Raw genomic sequence first — 6,928 nt, 5'->3', positions numbered from 1 at the left:
GGGTTGGGTGTGGGGGGGGGGGGCGCCGGCCAAATTTCCACCCCCCCCCCCCGGGGGTGGCCCCCCCCGGTGAAACCCCCCGCCCCCCCCACCACTCCCCGAAAGTAGGCAGCCCAGCCCCGGATGATCGGGTTGAGCTTGGCGATCACCGCCGCCGCGTTCTGTCCTCGAAGGGCCAGCACTTCGGTGGTGAGCCGTGCCCGGATCCGTCGCACGGATGCTTTGCTCGGCTTGATCAGCAGCATGCCGTGGTACCGGCGGACGGTGAAGCCCAGGAAATCGCAGCCCTCATCGAGGTGCGCAATGCGCGTCTTGTCCTCGTTGAAGGCCAGACCCCGGGGCCTGAGCCACCGGGCTAGCCGCTCCTTGACCTGCTGAGCCTCGTCATAACTGTGACAAAGCACCACCAGGTCGTCGGCGTACCTGATCAGGGTCGGTGAGCCCACTGCCAGTTCACCGGCCCGTGGGCCGGTGAGCCGGTAGCGGACTCCGGCAGCCTCTTCCATCCCGTGCAAGGCCACGTTCATCAGCGCCGGGGAGATGATCCCGCCTTGCGGAACCCCCTCCTCGGTCGGGGCGAAGGCGCCGCGGTCGAGTACTCCCGCCTTGAGCCACTGCTCGACCAGTCCCCGGGCGGGGAACTGTCCGATGGAGGCCATGAGGCGGTCATGGTCGATGCGGTCGAACGCCGCTGCCAGGTCCGCGTCAAGGACCCACTGGCGCTTCGGGCTCTTGCCCTTGGCAGCCAGGAAGATCGCTCCGATCGCGTCATGGCAGCCACGGCCGGGACGAAATCCGTAGGATCTCGGCTCGAACCGTGCCTCCCACTCGGGTTCCAGCGCGTTCAGCGTCACGGCTTGAAGACACCGGTCGATGATCACAGGAATTCCGAGGCCGCGCTGACGGCCGTTGGCCTTGGGGATATAGACCCGCTTGACGGGCAAGGGCCTCCACGGAGCTGCCCGGCGCTGCATCCAGTCGGCCAGTTCGGCCTTCCCCTGGGGCAGCAGGACAACCCGGCCGTCGATCCCTGCCGTCTTGCGGCCAGCGTTGATCTCCGTCACCCGCCGCACGCTCACCAGCGTATTGGAGCGGGAGCGGAGCATCAGTTTCTGGAGATTGCGGACCTTCTTGAGGTCCCCTGCCTGTGATGCCGTGAAGATCCGCTGCCTCAGCCGCCGTACTTCGTCCTCCGCGCCCTGCCAGTCGATCGACTGCCAGTCGGTGAAGTCGTCCTCAGGTCCGTTCGCCGTGACGGCACTGTCGTCCTGGACGGTGTCCGTCACGGAAGATGTTGTCGCCACGGTGTCCAACTTGCCCTTCGGTTCCAGCGTTGATGGCCATCGAGTCCTCACAGGCCCACCTGACCCACGTCAGCACCCTTTCGGGTCCGGGCAGAGCCCGTATCCGGCCGGTTATGCGGAGCGGCCAGCGGAGATGCTGGTCATCTGCCCCGGTTTCCCGTTGCCTTTCGGCGACCGGCGTTGGCTTCTTGGGCCATCCTGTGCCCGCTGGGGAGTTGGGCCTTCCTCACGGTCGGCTGACCGGACACTTACGTGTCCGGACCCCAGTGGGGTTTCCACGTTCCACACGAGTGAGATACGACCGGGGTGGGTGCCCCCTAAACTCCGGGACGGCGATGCTCTCCCGGCTGACGTTGGGTCCTCAGCCGGCGCCTGCCGCTTCTCAGCGACCAGTCCTGCACCCCGCTGGAGCAATCCATCGGCGGGGCCCACGATCACGAAGCATCATCAGGGGTTCACTCGCGTTCACCCGTCCGGTCTTCCCCTTGCCTGTGGCTCCCGGATGGAACAGGGGCCCTTGGGCTTCTCCTCCGGGCTTCACACCCCGCCGTTACCGGCGACGCATGCCAGAGTGGGGACGGGCCCTGAGCACTGGCCCGGAACTATCCTGTCGACAGCAACTGTCGTCCTCCTTCAGGTAATTCACTCAATCTCGTGCGACTTCGTGTCGCGCCCCAGCGCTCGTGATAGAGACCGACCAGGCGGTCTGCTGGGTCGGTGCGGTGGTCGCTCAGCGTGGTGAGCAGACGATAGGTTCCGCCGAAGTCGTCGCCGTCGGCGGTACGGGAGCGGATCTCGGCCTCGATCACCCTCAGTCGGACGCCCCCGATCCGGGTGAGGTAGGAGCCGTCGGGCAGCAGCGCGAGCACCGGTGGACGCCGGGTGCTGGTGGCACGGATCAGCAACTGCCGTCGAAGGCGACCGTCCGCCAGCGGCGGTAGCGCACTCCGGGGGTGGATGGCTGGGCCAACGGGCCCGCCAGCACCTCGAACAGCCGCTGGAACGGGACCACTCCGATCCTCCGACGCAGATCGCGAAGGGCCCTCTCCGACGTCTGCGGCACCGCGGCGGCCAGTCCGGCCACTAGTTTTCCCCACACCAGCCCGGCACCCAGGTACTCGAACAACCCGAGCGCGAGCACCAAGTACACCCCGACGCGCGAGGGGAGACTGCGCAGCCGGCGCTCGCGCGTCCCGGTCTCCTCCAGCACCGCATCCACCAGCTCGGTCGGGATGACCTGCGTCAATTCACCGACGTGTCCGGGCGCGAACACGTCATCGATTCTGTACGTGACAGACTGTGTCACAGGGCCTCTGCTCTCTCAGGAAGATCTTGGTCGATCCCCTGGATAGCAGAGGCCCGTCTCACGTCGCGGTCGCACTTGACACCGTCAACTGAGCCTTAACTTCGTGGCATTGGTCCAGCATCACGCGGTGGCAGTACCCCTCCGGCTGTCCACCCCGGCCGCGCAGCCAGGCCGGCACCCGCAGCAGCGGCCGGACCGTCTCCCATTCCGCGTCCGTCATGTCCGACGGATACCGCCGAACACGTTCTAGCCGATCGGCTGCGTTTCCGAACTGGTGGGCGACACAATCACACGACAGTGCAGCCGAGTTGAGCTCCACCGGCGCGAGCACGTAGAACTGCGGCAACAGGGTCTCCTGGATCTCGGTTGGCTTCGCAACCCCGAGCTACCAAGAGGCCCTGCCTTCATGCCCGCGGCCAGCTGCGATCACCCGATCGAGACTCCTGTTCGACGCGCACCCCTCAAGATCGGAATGACAACAGCCACTCAACCCGCCCACGTGGAGCGACATCTCCCTTGCCTTGATCGATATCGACGTGTTAACGCAGATTGTCCGCCACTCCTCGCGCCCTGCGCGCGTCACAGAGAGGAGCGGACCCTTCAGTTGGTTACTGACCACTAACGAATCTGGCCTCACTCTCGGGCCTTGACCTCGCTCTGGCCACCTCATACGTTATTGCCGAATAACATTCGACGGAAGGGTAGGTCGGTATGGGCTTCATCCTCGTGAACACCTGCAACGCCCCTGCCTCCCAAGCTGCCCGCGAGGTGTGGAATGACTGAGCAACTGCAAGGGGTGGACGCAGCTGCCTTCCGCTCGGCGCTGTCCCGCTTCCCCTCAGGCGTGACAATCGTGACGACTCGCAGTGCCGGGGGCACGTTGCACGTATTCACCGCGAGCTCCTTCGCGGCGTTGTCGCTGGACCCGCCGCTTGTTCTCGTGTGTCCGGACCAGGGAGCGGACTGCTTCGCTGCCTTCATAGCGGCTGAGCAGTTCGTCGTGAACATCGTTACGCCCGCACATGCGAAGTTGGCGAAGAAGTTCGCCACGAAGGGCGCGGACAAGTTCGCCCACGGAACCTTCGAGTCTGACGAGGGCGGCTACCCGGCCCTGCCCGACGCAGCAGCGGTCATCCGCTGCGAGCTGGAGCAGGCTGTGCCCGGCGGAGACCACGTAATTCTTATCGGCCGGGTCCACGACGCACAGATAGGCAGCGGCGAGCCGGTGACATGGTGCAAGGGCGACTTCCTCCGCCTTGGGGAGAGTGCTACATGAAGTACACCGGGCAGTGCGACCCTCCGCTCGGTCCGGTGAATGATCCCGTGAAGATCGGGAACGTGCTGCGCCCGGTAGCCGACGTCGACGCCGCTATGCGCTTCTACATCGAAACGTTCGGACTCGCTATGAAGTTCGTTGATGGCGACCGCTACGCCGCCCTCGACGCTGGCGGCACAACCTTGGCCCTGGCCGGCCCGACCGAGGACGTTACGGGCGGCATGCCCGCCGCATCATTCAAGGTTCCCAATGTGAACTCCGCGCTCGGCGCCCTCGTCCAGGGCGGCGGGGCCATTGTTCGGGAACCGGAGCAGGGCCCCCACGAGGTTCGGGCCGTGGCTCGAGACCCATGGGGCAACACCGTGGTGATCTACGGGCCGCGGTAGGCGGTCAGTTCCGGTCCCGGGGGCCCGAACGTGCGAAGCCCGACGCGCTCAGCATTTCGTCCTCATGCATCTTCCCTGCGCTGATCTACACCTTCTTCTGGCCGAGGTTCAATCGCAGAGGGCTTCTCTGGTCGGTCTATGGAGGGCTGGCACTGTGTCTCCTGTTCACGATTGGCTCACCGGTCGTCTCAGGGACTGAGAGTTCGCTATGGCCGACACTGGACCTCAACTGGTACCCCTATTACAACGCAGGATTGTTTTCCACGCCAGCGGCACTCTTTCTCGGATGGCTCGGAACTCTCACCTCGTCGAGGCACAACGGAACAAAATCGCGTGAAGCGTATAGGGCAGAAAGTTGGGTCGGGTCCGCGGCCACGGCTAGGAACTATCGATTCAACTCCGGGCTTGCGCGGATACGCGCTGCCCCAAGCAGCAAGAAGATCACGCCCTACTAGAGGCCGAACACCCTCCCTCATTACGGGAGGGCAAGTTGGCCTAGTCATACGGGACAATTGTTGTCTGCATGTCGGGAGAGCCATAAAGTGAACGAGCATCCGTCAATCGCCAAACTCAAGGAAGAGCGCAGGTTCGCACCCCCCGCCGACCTGGCCGCAGGCGCCAACGTCACCGCGGAGGCGTATGAACAGGCCAAGGCTGACAGGCTCGGCTTCTGGGCCGAGCAGGCCCGCCGGCTGACCTGGGCCAAAGAGCCTACCGAGACGCTGGACTGGTCGAACCCGCCGTTCGCGAAGTGGTTCAAGGACGGCGAGCTCAACGTCGCGTACAACTGCGTGGACCGGCATGTGGAGGCCGGACACGGCGACCGGGTCGCCATGCACTTCGAGGGCGAGCCCGGCGACAGCCGCGCGATCACCTACGCCGAGCTCAAGGACGAGGTCTGCAAGGCCGCCAACGCCCTGCTGGAGCTGGGTGTCCAGAAGGGCGACCGGGTCGCGGTCTACATGCCGATGATCCCGGAGACGGCGGTCGCGATGCTGGCCTGCGCGCGTATCGGCGCGGCGCACTCCGTCGTCTTCGGCGGCTTCTCGGCGGATGCTATCGCCACCCGGATCCAGGACGCGGACGCCAAGGTCGTCATCACTTCCGACGGCGGCTACCGACGCGGCAAGCCGACTGCGCTCAAGCCGGCCGTGGACGACGCGGTGGCGCGTGTGGAGAACGTCGAGCATGTACTCGTCGTCCGGCGCACCGGTCAGGACGTGGCCTGGGACGACAGCCGCGACGTGTGGTGGCACGAGATCGTCGAGCGGCAGAGCGCCGCGCACACGCCTGAGGCGTTCGAGGCGGAGCACCCGCTGTTCATCCTGTACACGTCCGGGACGACGGGTAAGCCGAAGGGCATCCTGCACACGTCCGGCGGCTACCTCACCCAGACCGCATATACCCACCACTCCGTCTTCGACCTCAAGCCGGAGACGGACGTCTACTGGTGCACCGCCGACGTCGGCTGGGTGACCGGGCACTCGTATGGCGTGTACGGGCCGCTGGCGAACGCCGCGACGCAGGTCATGTACGAGGGCACGCCGGACGCACCGCACCAGGGCCGGTTCTGGGAGATCGTGCAGAAGTACGGCGTGACGATCCTGTACACGGCGCCGACCGCGATCCGTACGTTCATGAAGTGGGGCGACGACATCCCCGCGAAGTTCGACCTCGGCAGCCTGCGGTTGCTGGGTTCCGCAGGTGAGCCGATCAACCCCGAGGCGTGGATCTGGTACCGCAAGAACATCGGCGCCGACCGCACCCCGGTCCTCGACACCTGGTGGCAGACCGAAACCGGCGCAATGATGATCTCGCCGCTGCCGGGCGTCACCGAGACCAAGCCCGGCTCCGCGCAGAACCCGCTGCCCGGCATTTCCGCGACCGTCGTCGACGACAAAGGCAACGAGGTGCCCGACGGTGATGGCGGCTACCTTGTGCTGACCGAGCCGTGGCCGTCGATGCTGCGCACCATCTGGGGCGACGACCAGCGGTTCCTGGACACGTACTGGTCGCGGTTCGAGGGCAAGTACTTCGCCGGTGACGGGGCGAAGAAGGATGACGACGGGGACATCTGGCTGCTGGGCCGGGTCGACGACGTCATGGTGGTGTCTGGGCACAATATCTCCACCACGGAGGTGGAGTCGGCGCTGGCGTCCCACCCTTCGGTCGCCGAGGCGGCCGTCGTCGGCGCAACGGACGAAACGACCGGGCAGGCGATCGTCGCCTTCGTGATCCTGCGCAGTACGGCTGCCGAGACAGAAGACCTGGTCGCCGACCTGCGCAACCACGTCGGCGCCACCCTCGGCCCGATCGCCAAGCCGAAGCGGATCCTGCCGCTGGCCGAGCTGCCGAAGACCCGCTCCGGCAAGATCATGCGCCGGCTGCTGCGGGACGTCGCCGAGAACCGCCAGCTCGGTGATGTCACCACGCTGACCGACTCGACCGTCATGGACCTCATCCAGGCGAAGCTCCCGGCGGCGCCGAGCGAAGACTGAGCGAGGAACGCGTCCGGAGGGCACCCGGCGACCGCGCCAGGTGTCCTCCGCGAACGTGTATGGCGGAGCCCGCCGATATAAGGGCTCGCAGGGAATCAAGGTGTTGCTTCGCGTGATGCGGCTCGTTGTTGTGATATGAGCGTCTCCGATGAGGTCCG

5 protein-coding genes and 1 pseudogene are annotated in these 6,928 nt (G+C 65.9%); 3 read left to right on the top strand and 3 right to left on the bottom strand.

Annotated elements, in window-relative coordinates; all coding sequences use genetic code 11:
* The 3 genes and pseudogenes from ltrA to ACFXB5_RS50715 all read right to left on the bottom strand — a co-directional run.
* On the bottom strand, positions 1 to 1,286 hold a 1,286-nt coding region (gene ltrA, locus ACFXB5_RS50725; RefSeq protein ID WP_385222152.1), incomplete at its 3' end, for a group II intron reverse transcriptase/maturase.
* A gap of 692 nt (positions 1,287 to 1,978) precedes the next feature.
* Positions 1,979 to 2,610 (bottom strand): annotated as a pseudogene (locus ACFXB5_RS50720) (transposase domain-containing protein); the annotation flags it as partial.
* A 58-nt stretch (positions 2,611 to 2,668) separates the two neighbouring features.
* Positions 2,669 to 2,956 (bottom strand): transposase, encoded by a 288-nt coding sequence (locus ACFXB5_RS50715; protein ID WP_385222150.1) that lies wholly within the window; start codon positions 2,954 to 2,956, stop codon positions 2,669 to 2,671.
* A 429-nt stretch (positions 2,957 to 3,385) separates the two neighbouring features.
* On the opposite strand from ACFXB5_RS50715, the gene ACFXB5_RS50710 reads away from it, so the two are divergent.
* The 3 genes from ACFXB5_RS50710 to acs all read left to right on the top strand — a co-directional run bounded on the left by ACFXB5_RS50710 (position 3,386) and on the right by acs (position 6,770).
* Entirely contained in the window at positions 3,386 to 3,886 is a 501-nt protein-coding gene (locus tag ACFXB5_RS50710) for a flavin reductase family protein (RefSeq protein ID WP_385222147.1), read from the top strand.
* The gene (locus ACFXB5_RS50705; RefSeq protein WP_385222144.1) at positions 3,883 to 4,272 is read left to right on the top strand and encodes a VOC family protein; all 390 of its coding nucleotides are present in this window, start codon (positions 3,883 to 3,885) and stop codon (positions 4,270 to 4,272) included. Before ACFXB5_RS50710 ends, ACFXB5_RS50705 begins: the two co-directional genes overlap by 4 nt.
* A gap of 542 nt (positions 4,273 to 4,814) precedes the next feature.
* Positions 4,815 to 6,770, top strand: a complete 1,956-nt coding sequence (acs, locus tag ACFXB5_RS50700; protein WP_385222142.1) for an acetate--CoA ligase — start codon at positions 4,815 to 4,817, stop codon at positions 6,768 to 6,770.
* Positions 6,771 to 6,928 lie beyond the last annotated feature (158 nt).

This window comes from Streptomyces sp. NPDC059455, from assembly GCF_042750115.1.
GTDB classification, from domain to species: Bacteria; Actinomycetota; Actinomycetes; order Streptomycetales; family Streptomycetaceae; genus Streptomyces; species Streptomyces endocoffeicus.
Note: the sequence above shows the minus strand (reverse complement) of the source record. Positions and strands in the feature narration are given on the sequence as shown.